The organism is Yoonia sp. 72 (assembly GCF_034652275.1).
GTDB lineage: Bacteria > Pseudomonadota > Alphaproteobacteria > Rhodobacterales > Rhodobacteraceae > Yoonia.
Window position 1 is genome coordinate 485,876 of record NZ_JAXIWG010000002.1, and the last position, 21,093, is coordinate 506,968.

Genomic DNA, 21,093 nt, shown 5'->3' on the forward strand with positions numbered 1-21,093 from the left:
AGAACCAAAAAAGTCCTTGAAGGTTGGAAAATAAAACCAAACTTTAAGAGGTAGAGGCCAAGGTGGGATCAGCGCATGCTGGCCGACCCCGATGTGAAGGAGCACAGACGTGCCATCATTTTCAACAACACTCGAGCAGTCGATTCACGGCGCACTGGCGCTGGCCAACGAACGCAAGCACGAACTGGCCACACTGGAACACCTGTTGCTGGCCCTGATCGATGAACCGGACGCCGCGCGCGTCATGCGCGCCTGTTCGGTCGATCTGGATGACCTGCGCAAAGATCTGGAAGAATTCATCGACGACGATCTGTCCACGCTGGTCACCGATGTCGAAGGGTCCGAGGCTGTGCCGACTGCCGCTTTCCAGCGCGTGATCCAGCGCGCGGCGATCCATGTGCAATCCTCCGGCCGGTCCGAAGTGACCGGCGCGAACGTGCTGGTTGCGATCTTTGCCGAACGCGAAAGCAACGCCGCCTATTTCCTGCAGGAACAGGACATGACCCGTTACGACGCGGTCAATTTCATCGCGCATGGCGTGGCGAAAGACCCAGCCTTTGGCGAAACGCGGCCCGTGACGGGCGCGGCGGAGGAAACCGAACAGACCACCGGTGCCGACCCTGAAAAGGAAAGCGCGCTGGCGAAATACTGCGTCGATCTGAACGCCAAGTCGAAAAAGGGCGATGTCGATCCCCTGATCGGCCGCGCGCACGAGGTGGAACGCTGCATTCAGGTCCTGTGCCGCCGCCGCAAGAACAACCCGCTTCTGGTGGGTGATCCGGGCGTGGGCAAGACCGCCATCGCAGAAGGTCTGGCCTACAAGATCGTCAACAAGGACGTGCCAGAGGTTCTGGCCGGTGCCACGATCTATTCGCTCGACATGGGCGCTCTGCTGGCGGGCACGCGGTACCGCGGCGATTTCGAAGAACGGCTGAAAGCCGTGATGACCGAGATGGAAAACCACAAGGACGCCGTCCTGTTCATCGACGAAATCCACACGGTGATCGGGGCCGGTGCCACATCGGGTGGTGCGATGGATGCGTCCAACCTGCTGAAACCTGCGCTGCAGGGCGGCAAGCTGCGCTGCATGGGGTCGACCACCTACAAGGAATTCCGCCAGCATTTCGAAAAGGACCGCGCGCTGTCGCGCCGGTTCCAGAAGATCGACGTGAACGAACCGTCGGTGCCGGATTCCATCAAGATCCTGATGGGGCTGAAGCCCTATTTCGAAGAACACCACCACATCAAATACACCGCCGAGGCGATCAAGACCGCGGTGGAACTGTCGGCGCGCTATATCAATGACCGCAAATTGCCCGACAAGGCGATCGACGTCATCGACGAAGCCGGTGCCGCCCAGCATCTGGTCGCTGAAAGCAAGCGCCGCAAGACCATCGGGACCAAGGAGATCGAGGCTGTCGTGGCGAAAATCGCCCGCATCCCGCCGAAAAACGTATCCAAGGACGATGCAGAGGTGCTGAAGGATCTCGAAAAGACCCTCAAGCGCGTGGTGTTCGGTCAGGACAAGGCGATCGAGGCTTTGTCATCCGCGATCAAACTGGCACGCGCCGGTCTGCGCGAACCCGAAAAGCCCATTGGGAACTACCTGTTCGCGGGTCCGACCGGTGTGGGCAAGACCGAAGTGGCAAAGCAGCTGGCGGATACGCTGGGTGTGGAGCTGCTGCGGTTCGACATGTCCGAATATATGGAAAAGCATGCGGTTTCGCGGCTGATCGGTGCGCCTCCGGGTTATGTGGGGTTCGATCAGGGCGGTATGCTGACCGATGGTGTCGACCAGAACCCGCATTGCGTGTTGCTGCTTGATGAAATGGAAAAGGCGCATCCGGATGTCTATAACATCCTGCTGCAAGTCATGGACCACGGCAAGCTGACCGACCACAATGGCCGGACGACCGATTTCCGCAATGTGATTCTGATCATGACGTCGAACGCGGGTGCCGCGGAAATGTCCAAGAACGCCCTTGGGTTCGGCCGTGAAACGCGGACCGGCGAAGACACCGCCGCGATCGAACGGATTTTCACACCGGAATTCCGCAACCGTCTGGACGCGATCATCAGCTTTGGTGCCCTGCCGAAAGAGGTGATCATGCAGGTCGTCGAAAAGTTTGTCCTCCAGCTTGAGGCACAGCTGATCGACCGGAACGTGCATATCGAACTGTCCCAAGCCGCCGCCGAATGGCTGGCCGACAAGGGGTATGATGCGAACATGGGCGCGCGTCCTTTGGGCCGTGTGATTCAGGAACACATCAAGAAACCTCTGGCCGAGGAATTGCTGTTCGGAACACTGGTCAAGGGTGGAATCGTCAAGGTTGGCGTCAAGAACGGCGAACTGGACCTGACGTTCGAGGCCCCACAGCAAGGCCGCATCACTGGCAGCAACAAGCCACCGTTGCTGACGGCTGAATGAAACGGATGCAAGCCCCGCTGGCGACGGCGGGGCTTGACTGACTTCCATGCTGATCCGCGATCTTGATCCCGTCGCTGACCTGAGCAGGGTGCACGATTTCTACCAATCGGCACCCGATTATTGGCTGATGGCGGACCGCGCCGCGCCTGACCTCGCGAAAGCGCGTGCTTTTTTTACAGATACACCACCGGGCTGTGATCCGCGTCAATCGCAGCGGTTGGGGCTGTTTCAGGCAGACAGGCTGTCAGGTGTCGCGGAACTGTCCTTTGGCTTTCCAAAGGCGGGGGACGCTTATCTTGGACTTTTGATGCTGGGTCCGTGGGCGCGCAATGCCGGTGTCGGTGCGGCCTTTCTCGCCCATATCGAAGCGATTGCCTGCGCCGCAGGCCATGACGAAATCTACCTTGCAGTGCTGGATATGAATGTTGCGGGGCGACGTTTCTGGCATCGCGAAGGGTTTCGCCCGACCGGCGTCGTGGGCCGCGATGCGCATGGCCAGGGACTGACGCGGCTGTCCAAACAGTTATGAGACAAGCAATCCGGCCTTGGGCGGACCGGCTATTCCGCACAAAATTTTCGCCAAGAGCGACCATGACGGATTGTCACCCCGGCAATGCAATTCACGCTCCAAGGCGGTTTGCAACGGCTGTGAAATTTTAGGGTGGATTTTGGTGCCCAGGAGAGGACTCGAACCTCCACATCGTTGCCAATACTAGCACCTGAAGCTAGCGCGTCTACCATTCCGCCACCTGGGCAGGTGTGCTTTGGGGGCAATAAGGCCGCGGCGCGGGCGTGTCAACGGCTTTTCAGACGGAATCCGCAGGATCTTTTGCCGTGCCGGATTGCGCCTTGTCTGGCAAGGGGCGGGGCGGTAAACGAAAGCGAACCTGAACAAAGGCTGCGTTATGTCCAAGCTTGTCACCATCTTCGGCGGATCCGGTTTTGTGGGGCGGTATATCGCCCGTCGCATGGCGCAGAATGGCTGGCGAGTGCGCGTCGCGGTCCGCAATACCAACGAGGCGATGTTCGTGCGGACCTATGGTGTTGTCGGTCAGGTTGAACCTGTGTTCTGCAACATCCGTGACGATGCCAGCGTCGCGGCCGTGACCAACGGGGCGGATGCCGTCGTCAACTGCGTGGGCGTTCTGGCCGAACTGCGTAAGAACACCTTTGCCGCCGTGCAGGCCGAGGGTGCCACGCGAATCGCGCGTATCGCAGCCGAGATGGGCGTGGCGCGCATGGTGCAACTGTCCGCCATCGGGGCCAGCGACACATCGGCCAGTGACTATGCCCGCACCAAGGCCGCCGGCGAACAGGGCGTGCTGAACCATATGCCCGGTGCGGTGATCCTGCGCCCCTCGATTGTTTTCGGGGCCGAGGATGAATTCTTCAACCGTTTCGCGGGCATGACCCGCCTTGGGCCTGTTCTGCCCGTGATCGGTGCCGACACACGGTTCCAGCCGGTCTATGTCGATGATGTGGCCGCCGCCGCCGTCAAGGGCGTGCTGGGCGAGGTGCCGGGCGGCATTTATGAACTGGGCGGGCCGGATGTCGCGACCTTCCGCGAATTGATGCAGCAGATGCTGGGTGTGGTGCGCCGCCGCCGTCTGATCGTGAATATCCCGTTCTGGGCCGCGCGGATCATGGCGGGCGGGTTCAACATTGTCCGCATCCTGTCGCTGGGTCTGGTGACGCCGCCTGTGACCCGCGATCAGGTCGCCAATCTTGCTGTCGATAACGTCGTCAGCGATGGGGCCAAGGGTTTTGCTGATCTGGGGATCACGCCCACCGCGATGATGGCCGTGCTGCCCGACTATCTGTGGCGCTTCCGCCCGTCGGGTCAGTATGACGCGATCAAGGAATCGGCCAAGAACCTGCGTTCTTAACTGTAGGCGATCACCAGCAGCACGATCCCGAGGGCGATCCGGTAAATCACGTAGGGCGTATAGCTGACGCTACGCAGCAGCCGCATCATGATTGCAAGGGCCGCCCAAGCGGCCAAGCCCGACATGACAGCCACGATGGCAATGTCGCGCAGGTCTGCCGCCGTGGCAGTGCCTGCGACATCAAGGCTCAGCAGTGCACCAGAGGCGATGATCGTCGGGATCGACATCAGCATCGACAGCCGTGCCGCATCGGGGCGGGCATAGCCCAGCATCCGCGCCGCCGTGATCGTGATGCCTGACCGCGAGGTGCCGGGGATCAGCGCCACCGCCTGCCACAAGCCCATGATCGCTGCGTCCTTCAACGTCCAGCGTTCCGCGGTTTTGACCGTCTCGCCTTTTTGGTCGGCGATATAGAGCACGATGCCGAACAAAAGCATCGCCCACCCGATCACCGCGATCCCGCGCATCGCGTCGGCCAGTCCGGAGACTTTCAGGATGAACCCTGCGATGATCACGGGGATCGTTGCGATCAGCAGGCAGAGCGCCAGAAACGCGCCTTGGGTGTCGATCTTGCCGCGCAGCAGGCGCAGCGTGCCTGCCAGCGCCAGTCGCACATCGGACCAGAAGTACAGAATGACGGCCGTCAGCGTCCCCAGATGGGCTGCCACGTCGATGATTAGCCCCTGATCGGCCAAGCCTGTCAGGTTTGGCAGCAGAATCAGATGGCCGGACGACGAGACGGGCAAAAACTCGGTCGCGCCCTGGATCAAAGCGACCAGCAGAAGGTGAAATGTCGTCATGGAAGCCGCCTTGGTGATTCGCTTGCCGCACCCTATCCGCAGGGAAATCTGAGGGAAGAGAAGAGTTAGGTAACAAATGCGACCTAATTTGATGATGAAAATGTGAATCAGTACCCCATCGGGACGAAAATTCTTTAATATAGGTCAGTAGTGCTGCCTTTTCATTTCCGTGACCTCGCTCTAGAACCATGTTTGCGCTTGATTGGGAGGACGGCAATGGCTGGCCAGAAGATGTTGAAATTCACGACCGTTGACCGGGATATGCCCGAAAAGCGGCCACCTGACCTGCGCAAGCAGGATTTCAACGAAATCTATGCCGAATACGCGCGCGACAAGGCGGCCGAACAGGCCAGCCGCTGTTCCCAATGCGGCGTGCCCTATTGCCAGACGCATTGCCCGCTGCACAACAACATCCCCGACTGGCTGCGCCTGACCGCCGAAGGGCGGTTGCAGGAAGCCTATGAGATTTCGCAGGCCACCAACACCTTTCCCGAGATTTGCGGCCGCATCTGCCCGCAGGACCGCCTGTGCGAAGGCAATTGCGTGATCGAACAATCCGGCCACGGCACGGTCACGATCGGGTCGGTGGAAAAATACATCACAGATATGGCTTTTGAAAACGGCTGGGTTCAGCCGATCCGCCCCTATGCCGAACGCGCCGAAAGCGTGGGCATCATCGGCGCTGGCCCCGGTGGTTTGGCCGCGGCGGATATGCTGCGCCGTCAGGGTGTGCAGGTCACGGTCTATGACCGCTATGACCGCGGCGGCGGGTTGATGACCTATGGCATCCCGGGTTTCAAACTGGAAAAAGACATTGTCATGCAGCGCATGGCGCAGCTGGAAGATGGCGGCGTGCAATTCGTGCTGAACTGCAACGTGGGCGAAGACCTGTCGTTCGACGCGATCCGTGGCAAGCATGACGCCGTGCTGATCGCCACCGGCGTCTACAAGACCCGTGACCTGCCTGATTCCAGCGCCGAAGGCATCGTGAACGCTATCGACTATCTGACGGCCAGCAACCGCAAATCCTTTGGCGACGAGGTGCCGGAATATGACAGCGGCGCGCTGAACGCTGCGGGCAAGCGCGTTGTCGTCATCGGCGGCGGCGACACCGCGATGGACTGCGTGCGCACGGCGATCCGTCAGGGTGCCGAAAGCGTCAAATGCCTCTATCGCCGCGACCGCGCCAACATGCCCGGATCGCAGCGCGAAGTCGCCAATGCCGAAGAAGAAGGCGTCGAATTCGTCTGGCTGTCCGCACCTTTGGGGTTCGAAGGCGATGCCGTGTCCGGCGTGAAGGTGCAGAAAATGCGCCTAGGCGCGCCTGATGCGACAGGCCGCCAGATGCCCGAAGTGATCGCTGGTGCCGATTACCTTGAAGAGGCTGATCTGGTGATCAAGGCGCTAGGCTTCGAGCCCGAGGATATTCCAACCCTGTGGGGCGTGCCCGAACTGGCCGTGACCCGCTGGGGCACGATCAAGGCCGATTTCAATACCGGCAAGACATCGCTGGAAGGTGTCTATGCCGCCGGTGACATCGTACGCGGTGCGTCGCTTGTCGTCTGGGCGATCCGTGACGGGCGCGATGCGGCGACAGCGATCCTTGACTATCTGGGCCAATCCGCATCGGTCGCTGCCGAATGACGATGAAACCGCTTCTGACCCTGATCGCCCTGACGATCGCGACCCCTGTCGCGGCGCAGCAGACCTTTGCGGCGCCGCAAGGCTGCACCGGCAAGCTGACCGTGCAGCACCGCAACTGCGTCATGGTCAACGTCTGGACCTGCGAGGCGGATGCGGCGGGCGATCAATGGCTGGCCCTGATCGGACAGAACGGCGTGTTCAGCGTGCAGCGTGTCGATGATCAGTTCCAGTGGATGGAAAGCTACAGGATCACGGGCAACGAACGGTTGCAGGTGCCAGCGCCTGACCCTGCGTCTCTGGATGAGCTGTTCGCGACCCAGCTTGATACATGGGATTTCACGCTGGACACCGACGCCGGCACTGAACGCCATGTGGGGTTCGATATGCTGACAGGTGAAACTGTGGTGATCGACGGGGAAACCCTGCTGGCCACCGAGTTTCAAGGCCGCACAATCGATGGCGACGGCAACGAGATTTACGCAGGCTCCGGCCGCCAGTTCGTCAGCGAAACGCATCGTCTGTTCTTTGTGGGCGAAGCTTGGGACGACGCCTCACCCGATCAGGTGACCGATGCGTCGCCGGTGGAATTCATCTATCCGGGCGAGCCGGGGTTTTTCAGCGACCAGCCGAAGTTCGAATGCAACGTGATCGAATCCGGATTCCAGCCATGAGAGCCGCCTTCGCCCTTATCCTGCTTGCCGGCCCGGCCTTTGCACAAGACGGCCCAGCGACCTTTTCGCTGCCTGCAGGTTGTACGGCCTTTGTGACCGTCCAGAACAAAAGCTGCGAGGTCGAACACCATTTCACCTGTACGGGGGACGCCGCAGGCATGAAACGCCGCGTGTCACTGGATGAACAGGGCATGACCTATGCCGGCCAGATCGACATACAGGCGCAGTGGATCGCCAGTTTCCATGCGCTGGCGGGCATTACCGAGATGCTGGAACCCGATCCTGTGGACCCTGCATCCTTGGACGAATTGTTCGCGACCAATCTGGATACGTGGGACTTTCGCACCCTGTCCGCCGAGGTGGGCGAGACCCGCTATGTCGGTCAGGACAGCCTGACGGGCCGGCAGGTGACGATCGACGGTGTGACGCTGGAAGAAACCGCCTATCAGATCACCGCCTATGACGGGTCGGGCACCGAAATCTGGTCCGCACAGGGCAATGAATTCGTCAGCCGCGACTGGCGCATGTTCCTGTCCGGCACCAGCACGATCACCACGCCTGACGAAACCTTTCCGATGGACGGCACGCCTGTCGAATTCATCTTTCCGGGCGATCCTGGATTCCTGAGCACCCGACCGAAATACGATTGCGGCCTCGCCATTTCATCTGCCGATACTTTCAAGGAGAACGCGCATGACAACCTATGATGCAAACTGGGTCGCGGCAGAAGAAGCCAAGCGCAAGTGGATGTCGGAAAACGGTTTGTACCGTGATGACGATGAACATGCGTCCTGCGGCGTCGGCCTTGTCGTGGCTATTGACGGCACGCCCTCGCGTGATGTCGTGGAAAAGGGCATCAATGCGCTCAAGGCCATCTGGCACCGTGGCGCTGTCGATGCCGACGGCAAGACAGGTGATGGCGCGGGTATCCATCTGCAGATTCCCGTGCCGTTCTTTTACGATCAGGTCCGCCGCACCGGACATGAACCAGACGATGACAAGATGATCGCCGTGGGTCAGGTGTTCCTGCCCCGCACCGATTTCGGCGCGCAGGAACGCTGCCGGACCATCGTGGAATCCGAAGTGCTGCGGATGGGTCACTATATCTATGGCTGGCGCCATGTGCCGGTGAACACCGAAGTGCTGGGCGACAAGGCCAATGCCACACGGCCAGAGATCGAACAGATCCTGATCCGCTGCGAAAAGGACATGACCGAGGAAGAATTCGAGCGCGAGCTGTACATCATCCGCCGCCGGATCGAAAAAGCCGCCGCCGCAGCGCAAATCCCCGGTGTTTATCTGTGTTCGTTGTCCTGCCGGTCGGTGATCTACAAAGGCATGATGCTGGCTGAACAGGTCGCGGAATTCTATCCCGACCTGATGGACGTGCGGTTTGAATCCGCCTTCGCGATCTATCACCAGCGCTATTCGACCAACACGTTCCCGCAATGGTCGCTGGCCCAGCCGTTCCGCATGCTGGCCCATAACGGCGAGATCAACACGCTCAAGGGCAACATCAACTGGATGAAAAGCCATGAAATCCGCATGGCATCCGGTGCTTTTGGCGACAAGGCCGAGGATATCAAACCGATCATCCCGTCGGGTGCGTCGGATTCCGCTGCATTAGACTCTGTTTTCGAGGTGCTGGTCCGCGCAGGCCGCAACGCGCCGATGGCGAAAACCATGCTGGTGCCAGAGGCGTGGTCGCAGCAGGCCGTGGAAATGCCACAGGCGTGGCAGGATATGTACGGCTATTGCAACGCCGTGATGGAACCTTGGGATGGTCCTGCGGCGCTGGCCATGACCGACGGACGTTGGGTCTGTGGGGGTCTGGACCGCAACGGGTTGCGTCCGCTGCGCTATGTCGTGACAGGGGATGGCCTGCTGGTGGCAGGGTCCGAAATGGGCATGGTTCCCGTGGACGAAGCTACCGTCGTTGAAAAAGGCGCGCTCGGCCCCGGACAGATGATCGCCGTGGATATGCTTGAAGGGCGACTGTACCGCGACCGCGAGCTTAAGGACAAGCTGGCCGCCGCCCAGCCGTTCGGCGATTGGGTGGAAAAGGTCGTGGACCTGAACAACCTGATGCGCGACGTACCGGAAAAGGCGCTGTTCGACGGTGCAGAGCTGCGCAAGCGGCAGGTCGCGGCAGGCTATTCCATCGAAGAGCTGGAACAAGTCCTTGCGCCCATGGCCGAGGATGGCAAGGAAATGATCGCCTCGATGGGCGATGACACGCCGTCCGCCGTGCTGTCGACGACCTATCGCCCGCTGTCGCATTTCTTCCGCCAGAATTTCAGCCAGGTCACGAACCCGCCCATCGACTCCTTGCGCGAAAGCCGCGTGATGAGCCTGAAAACGCGGTTCGGCAACCTTAAGAACGTGCTGGACGAGGATTCGTCGCAGACCGAAATTCTGGTGCTGGACAGCCCGTTCATCGCCAATGCCGAATTCGACGAAATGGTCCGCCAGTTCGGTGACAGCGTCGCCTTTATCGACTGCACGTTCGAACCCGGACGCGGTGCGCTGAACGCGGGCCTGCAGCGCATCCGCGCCGAGGCAGAAGATGCCGTGCGTTCCGGTGCCGGCCATCTGGTGCTGACCGACCAGCATCAATCGGCGGACCGTGTGCCGATGCCGATGATCCTTGCCACATCCGCCGTGCATTCGGGGCTGACGGCCAAGGGGCTGCGCACCTTCTGTTCGGTCAACGTACGGTCGGCGGAATGTATCGACCCGCATTATTTCGCGGTGCTGATCGGCTGCGGTGCGACAACGGTCAACGCCTATCTGGCGCAGGATTCCATCGCCGACCGTCTGCGGCGCGGGCTGATCGACGGTACGCTGACCGATGCCGTGCGCCGCTATCGCGCGGCCATCGATGCGGGCCTGCTGAAGATCATGTCCAAGATGGGCATCTCGGTCCTGTCGTCCTATCGCGGTGGTCTGAACTTCGAGGCTGTGGGCCTGTCCCGCGCCATGGTCGCCGAATACTTCCCCGGCATGCACAGCCGCATTTCCGGCATCGGCACGACGGGTATTCAGGCCAAGGTCGAGGAAGTCCACGCCAAGGGCTGGAAAGGCGGCAGCGACGTGTTGCCCATCGGCGGCTTCTACAAGGCGCGCCGTTCCGGTGAAAAGCACGCTTGGGAAGCGCAGACCATGCATATGCTGCAGGCTGCCTGCAACAACGCGTCCTATGCGCTTTGGCAGCAGTATTCCAAGTCGATGCAGGCCAACCCGCCGATCCATCTGCGCGATCTCTTGGCGATCAAGCCTTTGGGCGCGCCGGTCCCGATTGAAGAGGTCGAAAGCATCACCGCGATCCGCAAACGGTTCGTGACGCCCGGCATGTCGCTCGGCGCGCTGTCGCCCGAGGCGCACAAGACGCTGAACGTCGCGATGAACCGCATCGGTGCGAAGTCCGACAGCGGCGAAGGCGGCGAAGACCCCGCGCATTTCGTGCCGGAACCCAATGGCGACAACCCCTCCGCCAAGATCAAGCAGGTGGCGTCAGGCCGTTTCGGCGTGACGGCGGAATATCTCAACGCCTGCGAAGAGCTGGAAATCAAGGTCGCCCAAGGTGCCAAGCCCGGTGAAGGCGGCCAGTTGCCCGGCATGAAAGTGACCGAGCTAATCGCGCGCCTGCGCCATTCGACCAAGGGTGTGACGCTGATTTCGCCGCCGCCGCACCACGATATCTATTCGATCGAGGATCTGGCGCAGCTGATCTATGACCTGAAACAGATCAACCCCCGCGCCAAGGTGACGGTGAAACTTGTTGCATCGTCCGGCGTCGGCACGATTGCGGCGGGCGTGGCCAAGGCCAAGGCCGATGTGATCCTGATTTCGGGTCACAACGGTGGCACGGGCGCATCGCCCGGCACCTCGATCAAATATGCGGGTCTGCCGTGGGAAATGGGCCTGACCGAGGCGCATCAGGTGCTGGCGATGAACAACCTGCGTGACCGCATCACTTTGCGCACCGATGGCGGTTTGCGCACGGGGCGCGATATCGTCATGGCGGCCATGCTGGGGGCCGAAGAATACGGCATCGGCACCGCCGCCCTGATCGCGATGGGCTGTATCATGGTGCGCCAGTGCCAGTCGAACACCTGCCCTGTCGGTGTCTGCACGCAAGACGACGCGCTGCGCGCCAAGTTCACGGGCAATGCCGAAAAGGTGGTGAACCTGATCACCTTCTATGCGACCGAAGTGCGCGAAATCCTCGCCAGCATCGGCGCACGCAGCCTTGATGACGTGATCGGGCGCGCGGATCTTCTGACGCAGGTCAGCCGTGGGTCGGCGCATCTGGATGATCTGGATCTTAACCCGCTGCTGATCACCGTCGATGGCGCGCACAAGATCCGGTACGACCGGCACCGTCCGCGCACGGCCGTCAACGATACGCTGGATGCGCAGATCGTGCAGGATGCCGCGCGCTTCCTCAACGATGGCGAAAAGATGCAGCTGGATTATGCGGTGCAGAATACATTGCGCAGCATTGGCACCCGCACCAGCAGCCATATCGTGCAGAAATTCGGGATGCGCAACGCACTACAACCCGACCATCTGACGGTGAAACTGCGTGGCTCGGCGGGGCAATCGCTCGGTGCCTTTGCGGCACCGGGGCTGAAGCTCGAAGTATCGGGCGATGCCAACGACTACGTCGGCAAGGGTCTATCAGGTGGCACTATCGTCGTGCGTCCGCCGATGATCAGCCCGCTGGTCGCCAGCGAAAACACGATCATCGGCAACACCGTGCTTTACGGGGCGACAGCGGGCTATCTGTTCGCGGCGGGGCGTGCGGGCGAACGGTTCGCCGTGCGCAACTCCGGCGCGCATGTGGTGATCGAAGGTTGCGGCAGCAACGGCTGCGAATACATGACCGGTGGTGTTGCCGTGATCCTTGGCAGCATCGGTGCCAACTTTGGCGCGGGCATGACCGGCGGGATGGCGTATCTGTATGATCCCAAAGGAACATCCGCCGCGCTGATCAATATGGAATCGCTGGTGACCTGTGCGGTGACGGTCGATCACTGGCATGACCAGTTGAAAGGCCTGATCGAACGCCACGCCAAGGAAACCGGCAGCCGCAAGGCCGCCGATATCTTGCAGCATTGGGATCTGGAGAAAGGGAACTTTCTGCAGGTTTGCCCCAAGGAAATGCTGATCCACCTGAAGCACCCGCTGATGATCGAGGAAACTGCGATACCGGCGGAGTAATTGCAACGCCCCGCGCTGAATTCAGCCGCGGGGCAACTGCTTTGCTTGACCGCCCCCGTGGCGCTGTGGCTATAGAGGGCGATGGCAGAGACCTCCAAACCCACCAAACGGCGCGCGCGCAAGCCTGCGGCCGACAAGGCGGCGAAGAAACCCAGCCTTGTGCGCCGGGCCTTGCGGCCTGTGCGGCGTGTGCTGGTCTGGGGTATCGCGGGGATTGCGGGTTTCGTTCTGGTCTGGACCCTGCTTTACGCGCTGATCAACCCGCCGACCAACGCCTATATGTTCTCGGAAAGCCGCAGGCTGGGCGGGGTGCAGCAGGACTGGGTGCCGATGGACCGGATTGCACCTGTGATGGCGCGGTCGGCCGTGGCGGCCGAGGATGCGAATTTCTGCCTGCATTGGGGCCTTGACGTGAACGCGATCCGCGATGCGATGGAACGCGGGCGGGGCGGGGCCTCGACCATCAGCCAGCAGGTCGTCAAAAACGTGTTTTTGTGGCATGGCCGGTCATGGGCGCGCAAGTCGATCGAGGCGGTCTGGACCCCCGTGACCGAAGTGTTCTGGAGCAAGCGGCGCATCCTTGAAATTTATCTGAACGTCGCCGAATTCGACGCGGGCGTTTTCGGCGTGCAGGCTGCCGCACGGCATTATTTCGGCGTCGATGCCGCCGACCTGACCCCGACACAGGCCGCACGTCTGGCTGCGATCCTGCCTGCGCCAAAGGAAAGGTCTGCGTCCAACCCCGGCAGTTTCACCCGCAACCGTGCGGCGCAGATCATGCAAGGGGCGCAAACCATCGCGGCGGATGGCCGCGCGGATTGCTTCGAGGAATGACGCAACCATTGAACACCCGCGTCTCTTGCGGCATGCAGACACGATCACCCAAACCAGGTTTGCCATGAACACGCTGTACCATTACCCGCTGTCGCCCTTTTCGCGCAAAGTCCGGCTTTGCCTGGCCGAGAAGAAGATCGAGGTCGGTCTGGTCGAGGAGCGTTATTGGGAACAAAGCCCCGAATTCCTGCGCCGTAACCCTGCCGCCAAGGTGCCGGTGCTCAAGATGAACGGGCGCCTGATGTCCGAAAGCACGGCGATCTGCGAATATCTGGAAGAGATGCAGCCGACCCCGCCGCTGATGCCGCGCGACGCGGAAGGTCGCTACGAGGTGCGCCGTCTGACCGGCTGGTTCGATGACAAATTCTATCATGAAGTCACGTCAAAGCTGATCGGCGAACGTGTCTATCGCAAGGTAATGGGGCGCGGCTATCCCGACAGTGCCAACGTCAAGGCCGGTGCGCGCGCGATCAAGTATCATCTGGACTACATGGCGCATCTGTTGGAACACCGCCGCTGGCTGGCGGGTAACGAGATGACACTGGCCGATTTCGCGGGGGCGGCGCATCTGTCCTGTCTGGATTACACCAGCGACGTGGACTGGAACCGGCACGAGGTGGTCAAGGACTGGTATGCCAAGATCAAGTCGCGGCCAGCGTTCCGGTCCTTGCTGGCCGATGAGGTGCCGGGCTTTCAGCCGGCGGCGCATTATGCCGATCTGGATTTTTAAGAAGGGGCTCTGCCCCCGCGCCTGCGGCGCTCCCCCGGGATATTTGGGCTCGGAAGAGGGATGAAGGATCGCTTGACAGCCTTTGCGCGTGACGCGGGTTTCGCCAAGGCGGGTGTCTGTCGTCCCGATGCGGTGCCCCAGATGGCCGAACGGCTGGCGGCTTTTGTGGATGATGGCCGCCATGGCCAGATGGAATGGATGGCCGAGCGGATGCACTGGCGCGGCGATCCCACGGCGCTTTGGCCCGCGGCGCGGTCGGTCATCATGCTGGCCGAGGTCTATACCCCCGATCACGACCCGCTGGCGGTGCTTGATGAACGCGACCGCGCCGCGATTAGCGTTTATGCGCAGGGGCGCGATTATCATGATGTCGTCAAAAAGCGGCTCAAGGTTGTCGGCCGCTGGCTGATCGATCAGGTGCCGGGGGCCGAGATCAAGGTGTTCGTCGATACCGCCCCCGTGATGGAAAAGCCGCTGGCGCAGGCGGCGGGCTTGGGCTGGCAGGGCAAACATACCAACCTTCTGGGCCGGGATCTGGGCAACTGGTTTTTTCTGGGCGCGATCTTTACCACCGTCGATCTGGAACCCGATGCGCCCGAGGTCAGCCATTGCGGGTCCTGCACCGCCTGTCTGGATATCTGTCCGACGCAGGCGTTTCCCGCACCTTACCAACTGGATGCGCGGCGCTGCATTTCCTACCTGACGATCGAGCACAAGGGGCCGGTGGACCCCAACCTGCGCGCCCTGATGGGTAACCGGATTTACGGCTGCGACGATTGTCTGGCGATCTGTCCGTGGAACAAGTTTGCCGCCTCTGGCCGTGATGCACGGCTTGCCGCGCGCGATGATCTGGTGGCACCGCCGCTTGCAGAGTTGGCGCAGCTGGATGATGCCGCCTTTCGCGCCCGTTTCGCCGGATCGCCGATCAAGCGGATCGGGCGGGACCGGTTCGTGCGCAACGTCGCCTATGCGATGGGCAATTCGGGTGATCCGGCGATGGTGGCGTCCCTGTCACATCTGGTTGATGACGCGGATGCCACCGTGGCCGAGGCGGCGCGCTGGGCTATCCTGCGGCTAAAGGGAGATTTGCCATGATCCGAGTGTTCGCCTTGATGTTGGTGCCGTCGCTTGCCGCAGCGCAGGTGGATCAGGGGCCACCCAATGCCGATTTTGCGCCCGCCTTTGCCAACCAGACCCGCGCACCGGCCTTGCCTGCGACTACCGTGACGGTCGAAACCTTTGCTGTCGGGCTGGAACATCCCTGGGGCATCTCACCTTTGGGCAACGGGCAGTTGCTGGTCACCGAACGGCCCGGCCGCCTGCGTGTCGTCAATCTGGATGGCGAGGTATCCGCCCCCCTGCGTGGCCTGCCCGAGATCAGCGCGGAACGGCAGGGTGGCCTGCTGGATGTCGCGGTCAGCCCGAATTTCGTGAATGATCGCACGATTTTCTGGACCTATTCGAAGCCCGTGCAGGGCGGCACGGTCACCGCCGCCGCGCGCGGGCAATTGGCGGATGACGGCAGCCTGAGCGACGTGCGCGATATCTTCATCCAGAACCCGCCGTCGCGCACGCCGATGCATTACGGCAGCCGGATCATTCCAACCGCCGATGGCGTCGTCTGGATCACGACGGGAGAGCGGTCCTCGGTGGGTGAACGTGAACTGGCGCAGGATAATTCCACTACCTATGGCAAGGTGATCCGTGTCGATTGGGACGGGCAGCCGTTGCCGGACAATCCTTTTGTCGGGCAGGACGGGCTGGATACGATCTGGTCTTACGGTCACCGCAACCCGCAAGGGGCGGCGATGGGTCCGGGCGGGCTGTGGACGGTGGAACATGGTCCAGCGGGCGGCGACGAGCTGAACCAGCCGCAGGCGGGCCGCAACTATGGCTGGCCTGTAATCTCCTATGGCGTGAACTATAACCGCTCGGCGGTGGGGGCGGGGACATCCGCAATGGAGGGGATGGAACAGCCTGTCTATTACTGGGACCCCGTGATCGCGCCGGGGGGTATGGCCTTTTATGACGGGCCTTATGCGGACTGGCAGGGCGATCTGCTGATCGGGTCTCTGAACCCCGGCGGTCTGACGCGGCTGAGGATCGAGGATGGCCGTGTCGTGGGCGAGGAATGGCTGCTGGATGGAGTAGGCCGCATCCGTGACGTCCACGTTATGGACGACGGCTCTGTCCTGCTTCTGGTCGATCAGGCGCGCGGGGGTATCCTGCGGGTCACACCGCAGTAGCGGCACGCCGTGCTGCGGCAAAAGACACCAGCCGCCGCGATTTTTCATCCCACAGATCAAGGCTCGCGCATTTGAGGCTTTGCAACAGGGTCATGCGGCTGCAGTCCACAAGGTCCTGATGGTCGCGCAGCACCTCGGTCAGGCGGTAGAACGGGATGCGGCTGTACAGGTGATGCACATGGTGGATGCCGATATTGGCGGTGAACCAGCGCAGGATCGGTGGCAGGTCGTAATGTGAACTGCCGTGCAGGGCGGCGTCGTGCAGTTTCCAGTCTTCGGCATTGTCCCAATGCGTCGTCTCGAACTGGTGCTGGACGTAGAACAGCCAGACCCCGATGGATGCCGCGATCAGTGTGGTGGGCAGGAATACCAGAAACAGCGCCGCGAAACCGCCGACATATCCGATCACTGTCAAAAGAACTGCGACGGCAAGATTGGTGCCCATGGCGCTGACCCAGTATTTGCTTTCGCGCTGCATCCGGCCATGTGGCATACGGTTTTGCAGAAAAAAGATATAGGTCGGCCCAAGGCCGAACATCACCAGCGGATGCCGGTAGGCGCGGTACAGGAACCGCCCGAACGGTGTGCGCTGGTGGTATTCCTCGACCGTGAGGGTCATCACGTCGCCGATGCCGCGCTGGTCGAGATCGCCCGCATGGCTGTGGTGGATCGAATGGGTGCGCCGCCAGACGTCATAGGGCGTCAGGGTGACAACGCCCAAGACGCGCCCGATCCAGTCGCTGACGTTGCGGTTGCCAAAGAAAGACCCGTGCCCGCAATCATGCTGGATGCAGAACAGCCGCAGCAGGAACAACCCGTTCAGCACCGAGATCAAAAAAGCACCGAGATAGCTGAATTGCGAGACCCAGACGGCAAGCACCCACAACAGGATGAACGGGATCAGGCTGACGCCAAGTTCAAAGCTGCTGCGCCAGTTGCTGGGTTCGCGGTACTGCGCAAGCACCTGAACCCAGTCGCGCGGGGTCATGTTGGTCGTCTGGTCTGTCGGTCTGCTCATGCTGTTCTACTTTTTCCGTTTTGCAAGCGGTATCCTAGCGGAGGCGATTAGCAAGCGAAAAGGGCTTCATTGTGTCAATGCGCCGCCATAGTGTCATGGCGAAAAGGGGAACGCCATGCAGCCTATCAAGGGAATCGTCTTCAAGGTTGTGTCGGTCTGCCTGTTCATGGCGATGGCGGGGCTGATCAAGGCCGCGTCCGAAACCGTGCCGCCCGGACAGGCGGTTTTCTTCCGGTCGTTCTTTGCCTTGCCCATCATCTTTGGCTGGCTCGCCCTGCGCGGGGAATTGCGGCACGGCTGGAAAACCACCAATCCGATGGGGCATTTCTGGCGCGGCTTGGTCGGTACATCGGCGATGGGGTTGGGGTTTGCCGGCCTCGGCCTGTTGCCTTTGCCCGAGGTCACGGCAATCGGCTATGCTGCGCCGCTGTTGGTGGTCATCTTCGCTGCGATGTTCCTGAACGAGGATGTGCGCGCCTTCCGTTTGTCCGCCGTGGCGCTGGGCATGGTCGGCGTGCTGGTCGTGCTGTCGCCGCGCCTGTCGGTGGGGGCATCGTTGAACTCGACCGAAACCCTCGGCGCGGTTGTTGTGCTGATGGGGGCGGTACTGACCGCCTTGGCGCAGGTTTTCGTGCGCAAACTTGTGGCGACAGAGACGACGGCTGCCATTGTGCTGTGGTTCACCGTTACGTCGTCCTTGCTGGCGCTCTTGACGATTCCCTGGGGCTGGGTGGTCCCGACATGGACCATTGCCGCGTTGTTGGTGATGGCGGGACTTCTGGGCGGGATCGGGCAGATTTTCCTGACATCCAGCTACCGCTTTGCCGATGCCTCGCTGGTCGCGCCGTTTGATTACACGTCGATGATCCTTGCGCTGGCCATCGGCTATTTCATCTTTGACGAGGTGCCGACAGGGACCATGCTGATCGGTGCGGGGATCGTGATCTTTGCGGGTGTGCTGATCATCTGGCGCGAACGCAAGCTGGGCTTGCAGCGCGCGCAACAACGCAAGGCGACCGGCAACACGGGAAGTTGAAGCAGGCCAGAAAGGTCGGGAACAATGCGCCCTTTTGTGCTATTGTCGGAGTCCACAACGGAAGGAGGATTCCATGAAACATCCACTGGATCGCATGAAAACCGGATCGGACACCGGGCTAGAGCGGGCGATTGGCATGAAGAAGGACGCCTTGCCGCGCAAGACGACGCTTGATCTGCAAAAGCGGCCGCGCACCCACCAACCGGGGCGGCGCGCGGGCGAATTCGTGCGGATCGCCCGTCAGGAAGAAACACCCGTCTGGCAACGCTAGACGTGAAAAAGGGCGCCTGTTGGCGCCCTTGCTTTTTTGACTATGCGCGGACCAGCTTTTCGTAATCCGCCGCAATATCGCGGGTCAGCGAGCCAACCTCGAAATTGTAGTCGCCGATCTGGCCGACGGGCGTGACCTCGGCCGCGGTGCCGGTCAGCCAGCATTGCTGGAAGCCTTCCAGCTCGTCCGGCATGATAATGCGTTCATGCACGGTGATGCCTTTGTCGCGCAGCATGCCGATGACGGTCTGGCGGGTGATCCCGTTCAGGAACGCATCGGCCGCAGGTGTATGCACTTCGCCATCCTTGACGAAGAACAGGTTGGCACCTGTCGCCTCGGCCACATAGCCGCGATAGTCGAACATCATGGCGTCGGAACAGCCTTTGGCCTCGGCTGCGTGTTTGGACATGGTCGCGATCATGTAAAGACCCGCCGCCTTGGCCTGACTCGGTGCGGTTTCAGGGCTCGGGCGTTTCCATTTTGCGATATCGAGCTTTGCGCCACGTGTTTTCGCATCGCCATAGTAATTGCCCCATTCCCAGACAGCGACCGCCAGATGCACAGGGTTCCGCGCAGCAGCAACGCCCATATCCTCGCCCGAGCCGCGCCATGCGATGGGGCGGACATAGGCGTCTTTCAGGCCGTTGGCATCAAGAGCGGCCTGTTTGGCGGCCTCGATTTCATCCACGGAATAGGGGATCTGGAAATCGATCAGCTGACCCGATTTGATCAGCCGTTCGGAATGTTCGCGGGATTTGAAGATCTTGCCGCCATAGCAGCGTTCCCCTTCGAAAACTGAAGAGGCATAGTGCATCGCATGGGTCAGGATATGCACATTGGCATCGCGCCATTCCACAAGTTTGCCGTCCAGCCAGATCTTGCCGTCGCGATCGTCGTATGCACCCGCCATGCGTTCCTCCACACTTTGCAATAATGTCGCAACAAGGTCCGTTTCGGATATAATGTTGCGCAATTCCGACAAATCGCTAACAGTTGATTCTTGGAATGTCAATAAAGCTGACGTATTGTCGGCTTCGTAACGAGGGAGGACAGGATGCCGGAAGGTGCAAGACCCCAGATGGGGCAAAACCTGCTGTTCCTGACGGACGAACAGTTGCGCAAGGGGATCGAGGCGATGTTCTTTGCCTATCGCGGGTTCACCGCCGACCCCGACCGGATCCTTGCGCAGAAATCCTATGGCCGCGCCCATCACCGCGCGCTGCATTTCATCCACCGCAGCCCCGGCACCACGGTCAACAATCTGTTGTCGATCCTTGGTGTTACAAAACAATCGCTCAATCGTGTGTTGCGCAGTCTGATCGAGGACGGTCTGGTGATCAGCACTGTCGGTAACAAGGACAAACGTGAACGCCATCTGCATCTCACAGCCGCCGGTGCGGCGCTGGAACGCGCTTTGTCCGACGCCCAAAGGGACCGGATGCGTGCGGCCTATCGCGCGGCAGGGCCTGCCGCTGTGGTCGGTTTCCGGCAGGTGCTCGAGGCGATGATGGACCCAGAAGCGCGCCAGCATTACGAGGCGATGAAGGACAAACCTGAATGAGTGCTGACGACGCCCACCTGTTGATTGTCGATGACGACGCCCGTATTCGCAGCCTGTTGCAGAAATTCCTGATGCGCGCGGGTTTTCTGGTGACGACCGCACGCGACGCCGCCCATGCCCGCCGCGTGCTGGCGGGGTTGGAATTCGACCTGATCGTGCTGGATGTGATGATGTCGGGCGAGGACGGGATCGCACTTTGCCGCGACCTGCGCCGGACGATCACGACGCCGATCATGCTGCTGACGGCCAAAGGCGAAACCGTGGACCGCATCACCGGGCTGGAGGCCGGGGCGGATGATTATCTGGTCAAGCCGTTCGAGCCGAAGGAACTGCTGTTGCGTATCAACGCGATCTTGCGCCGTGTTCCCGCCGCCGAGCCCGTCATGATTCTGCCCAAGGTGCTGCATATGGGGCCTGTGCGATACGATATCGAACGCGGCGAAATGTGGCATGGCGAAAGCCTTGTCCGCCTGACCGCGACCGAAAGTCAACTGATGCGCATCTTTTCGGGCCGTCCGGGAGAGCCGGTCACCCGCACAAAGCTGGTCGAGGAATTGAGCCGTTCTGGCGGCCAGACGCAGGAACGCGCCGTCGATGTCCAGATCACCCGTCTGCGCCGCAAGATCGAGACCGACCCCAAACAGCCGCGGTTCCTGCAAACGGTCCGCGGCGAAGGCTATATGCTGGCACCGGAGTAAAACTTTCTGGCCTCCGGCGGGAGTATTTTTGGAAAAAAGAAGGT

The 21,093-nt window shown here is 61.2% G+C and carries 18 protein-coding genes and 1 tRNA gene; 15 read left to right on the plus strand and 4 right to left on the minus strand.

Annotated elements, in window-relative coordinates:
• The first annotated feature begins 109 nt into the window (after window positions 1–109).
• The gene (gene clpA / locus VCK47_RS10885) at window positions 110–2,428 is read left to right on the plus strand and encodes an ATP-dependent Clp protease ATP-binding subunit ClpA (protein ID WP_322891118.1); all 2,319 of its coding nucleotides are present in this window, start codon (window positions 110–112) and stop codon (window positions 2,426–2,428) included.
• 46 nt (window positions 2,429–2,474) lie between these two features.
• Window positions 2,475–2,957, plus strand: coding sequence for a GNAT family N-acetyltransferase (locus tag VCK47_RS10890; protein ID WP_322891119.1), 483 nt, complete (start codon window positions 2,475–2,477; stop codon window positions 2,955–2,957).
• Window positions 2,958–3,097: 140 nt separating this feature from the next.
• Here the strand turns inward: VCK47_RS10890 and VCK47_RS10895 are convergent.
• Window positions 3,098–3,183, minus strand: a tRNA-Leu gene (locus tag VCK47_RS10895).
• Window positions 3,184–3,333: 150 nt separating this feature from the next.
• On the opposite strand from VCK47_RS10895, the gene VCK47_RS10900 reads away from it, so the two are divergent.
• Entirely contained in the window at window positions 3,334–4,314 is a 981-nt protein-coding gene (locus VCK47_RS10900; protein WP_322891120.1) for a complex I NDUFA9 subunit family protein, read from the plus strand.
• On the opposite strand, the gene VCK47_RS10905 is transcribed toward VCK47_RS10900, so the two are convergent.
• Window positions 4,311–5,114, minus strand: a complete 804-nt coding sequence (locus VCK47_RS10905) for an undecaprenyl-diphosphate phosphatase (RefSeq protein ID WP_322891121.1) — start codon at window positions 5,112–5,114, stop codon at window positions 4,311–4,313. The genes VCK47_RS10900 and VCK47_RS10905 overlap by 4 nt on opposite strands.
• A 216-nt stretch (window positions 5,115–5,330) precedes the next feature.
• Here VCK47_RS10905 and VCK47_RS10910 point away from each other — a divergent pair, with 216 nt between their 5' ends.
• The 8 genes from VCK47_RS10910 (at window position 5,331) to VCK47_RS10945 (ending at window position 16,465) form a co-directional block, all read left to right on the plus strand.
• Window positions 5,331–6,758 (plus strand): NAD(P)-dependent oxidoreductase, encoded by a 1,428-nt coding sequence (locus VCK47_RS10910; protein ID WP_322891122.1) that lies wholly within the window; start codon window positions 5,331–5,333, stop codon window positions 6,756–6,758.
• Window positions 6,755–7,429, plus strand: coding sequence for a hypothetical protein (locus VCK47_RS10915; protein WP_322891123.1), 675 nt, complete (start codon window positions 6,755–6,757; stop codon window positions 7,427–7,429). Before VCK47_RS10910 ends, VCK47_RS10915 begins: the two co-directional genes overlap by 4 nt.
• Window positions 7,426–8,136 carry a hypothetical protein gene (locus VCK47_RS10920; RefSeq protein ID WP_322891124.1) on the plus strand — a complete coding sequence of 237 codons (711 nt, stop codon included), beginning with the start codon at window positions 7,426–7,428 and terminating at the stop codon, window positions 8,134–8,136. The genes VCK47_RS10915 and VCK47_RS10920 overlap by 4 nt, the downstream gene beginning before the upstream one ends.
• Window positions 8,123–12,655 (plus strand): glutamate synthase large subunit, encoded by a 4,533-nt coding sequence (gene gltB / locus VCK47_RS10925; protein WP_322891125.1) that lies wholly within the window; start codon window positions 8,123–8,125, stop codon window positions 12,653–12,655. Before VCK47_RS10920 ends, gltB begins: the two co-directional genes overlap by 14 nt.
• 81 nt (window positions 12,656–12,736) lie before the next feature.
• Window positions 12,737–13,489, plus strand: a complete 753-nt coding sequence (gene mtgA, locus VCK47_RS10930; RefSeq protein ID WP_322891126.1) for a monofunctional biosynthetic peptidoglycan transglycosylase — start codon at window positions 12,737–12,739, stop codon at window positions 13,487–13,489.
• Between the two features lie 64 nt (window positions 13,490–13,553).
• Window positions 13,554–14,219, plus strand: a complete 666-nt coding sequence (locus VCK47_RS10935) for a glutathione S-transferase family protein (protein ID WP_322891127.1) — start codon at window positions 13,554–13,556, stop codon at window positions 14,217–14,219.
• Window positions 14,220–14,279: 60 nt separating this feature from the next.
• Entirely contained in the window at window positions 14,280–15,314 is a 1,035-nt protein-coding gene (queG, locus tag VCK47_RS10940) for a tRNA epoxyqueuosine(34) reductase QueG (protein WP_322891128.1), read from the plus strand.
• Entirely contained in the window at window positions 15,311–16,465 is a 1,155-nt protein-coding gene (locus VCK47_RS10945) for a PQQ-dependent sugar dehydrogenase (RefSeq protein WP_322891129.1), read from the plus strand. The genes queG and VCK47_RS10945 overlap by 4 nt, the downstream gene beginning before the upstream one ends.
• On the opposite strand, the gene VCK47_RS10950 is transcribed toward VCK47_RS10945, so the two are convergent.
• Window positions 16,452–17,483, minus strand: a complete 1,032-nt coding sequence (locus tag VCK47_RS10950; RefSeq protein WP_322891130.1) for a fatty acid desaturase — start codon at window positions 17,481–17,483, stop codon at window positions 16,452–16,454. The two genes, VCK47_RS10945 and VCK47_RS10950, sit on opposite strands and share 14 nt — an antisense overlap.
• 115 nt (window positions 17,484–17,598) lie before the next feature.
• On the opposite strand from VCK47_RS10950, the gene VCK47_RS10955 reads away from it, so the two are divergent.
• Together VCK47_RS10955 and VCK47_RS10960 are read left to right on the plus strand one after the other, a co-directional pair.
• Window positions 17,599–18,519, plus strand: coding sequence for a DMT family transporter (locus VCK47_RS10955; RefSeq protein ID WP_322891131.1), 921 nt, complete (start codon window positions 17,599–17,601; stop codon window positions 18,517–18,519).
• A 73-nt stretch (window positions 18,520–18,592) separates the two neighbouring features.
• Window positions 18,593–18,790, plus strand: coding sequence for a hypothetical protein (locus tag VCK47_RS10960; RefSeq protein ID WP_322891132.1), 198 nt, complete (start codon window positions 18,593–18,595; stop codon window positions 18,788–18,790).
• Between the two features lie 40 nt (window positions 18,791–18,830).
• On the opposite strand, the gene VCK47_RS10965 is transcribed toward VCK47_RS10960, so the two are convergent.
• Window positions 18,831–19,700: a branched-chain amino acid aminotransferase gene (locus tag VCK47_RS10965; RefSeq protein WP_322891133.1), complete on the minus strand. Its 870-nt coding sequence runs from the start codon at window positions 19,698–19,700 to the stop codon at window positions 18,831–18,833.
• A gap of 144 nt (window positions 19,701–19,844) precedes the next feature.
• Between VCK47_RS10965 and VCK47_RS10970 the strand changes: the two genes are divergently transcribed.
• Window positions 19,845–20,351, plus strand: coding sequence for a MarR family winged helix-turn-helix transcriptional regulator (locus VCK47_RS10970; protein ID WP_322891134.1), 507 nt, complete (start codon window positions 19,845–19,847; stop codon window positions 20,349–20,351).
• Window positions 20,348–21,049 carry a response regulator gene (locus VCK47_RS10975; protein ID WP_322891135.1) on the plus strand — a complete coding sequence of 234 codons (702 nt, stop codon included), beginning with the start codon at window positions 20,348–20,350 and terminating at the stop codon, window positions 21,047–21,049. The genes VCK47_RS10970 and VCK47_RS10975 overlap by 4 nt, the downstream gene beginning before the upstream one ends.
• Window positions 21,050–21,093: the final 44 nt, after the last annotated feature.